Source organism: Streptomyces africanus (assembly GCF_002150735.1).
Classification (GTDB): domain Bacteria; phylum Actinomycetota; class Actinomycetes; order Streptomycetales; family Streptomycetaceae; genus Streptomyces; species Streptomyces africanus.
The window spans coordinates 1-1131 of the sequence record NZ_MUKA01000526.1 but is presented as its reverse complement, the minus strand read 5'-3'; the positions used below and the strand labels follow the sequence as shown (position 1 = coordinate 1131).

Genomic DNA, 1131 nt, shown 5'->3' with positions numbered 1-1131 from the left:
CCGGGCATGACCATGTTCCGCATGCCGATCTTCACCTGGAACGTGCTGCTGACCGGTGTGCTGGTCCTGCTCGCCTTCCCGGTGCTGGCCGCGGCCCTGTTCGCCCTGGAGGCGGACCGCAAGTTCGGTGCGCACGTCTTCGACTCCGCCAACGGCGGGGCGTTGCTGTGGCAACACCTCTTCTGGTTCTTCGGCCATCCAGAGGTGTACATCATCGCGCTGCCGTTCTTCGGGATCATCTCCGAGGTCATTCCGGTCTTCTCCCGCAAGCCGATGTTCGGTTACACGGGCCTGATCGGCGCGACCATCGCGATCGCGGGTCTGTCCGTGACGGTGTGGGCGCACCACATGTACGTCACCGGCGGTGTGCTGCTGCCGTTCTTCTCCTTCATGACCTTCCTGATCGCGGTGCCGACCGGTGTGAAGTTCTTCAACTGGATCGGCACCATGTGGCGCGGAAGTCTCTCGTTCGAGACGCCCATGCTGTGGGCGACCGGCTTCCTGATCACGTTCGTGTTCGGCGGGCTCACGGGCGTACTGCTGGCCTCGCCGCCGATCGACTTCCACGTCTCCGACTCGTACTTCGTGGTCGCGCACTTCCACTACGTCATCTTCGGGACGGTCGTGTTCGCGATGTTCTCCGGCTTCCACTTCTGGTGGCCGAAGTTCACCGGCAAGATGCTGGACGAGCGCCTCGGCAAGATCACCTTCTGGACGCTGTTCACCGGCTTCCACGGCACGTTCCTCGTCCAGCACTGGCTGGGCGCGCAGGGCATGCAGCGGCGGATCCCCGACTATCTGGCGGTGGAGGGCCTGACGACGCTCAACACGGTGTCGACGATCAGTTCGTTCCTGCTCGGCATGTCGATGCTGCCGTTCTTCTACAACGTGTGGAAGACGGCCAAGTACGGCAAGCCGGTCGGCGTCGACGACCCGTGGGGCTACGGCCGCTCCCTGGAGTGGGCGACCTCCTGCCCCCCGCCCCGGCACAACTTCGTCGCCCTCCCCCGGATCCGCAGCGAGTCCCCGGCGTTCGACCTGCACCATGCGGACGTCGCGGCGGCGGAGCGGGAGCTGACGCTGCGATGACCGCCATGGAGGGTCTGCCCGCGGACGTGGACCTGCGGGCGT

Annotated in this window: 1 protein-coding gene; it reads left to right on the top strand. The window is 65.5% G+C overall.

What is annotated here, in order from left to right:
- Positions 1-1089, top strand: a 1089-nt coding sequence (locus CCL05_RS41410) for a cbb3-type cytochrome c oxidase subunit I (protein ID WP_208641733.1), incomplete at its 5' end; no start/stop codon positions are given.
- Positions 1090-1131: the final 42 nt, after the last annotated feature.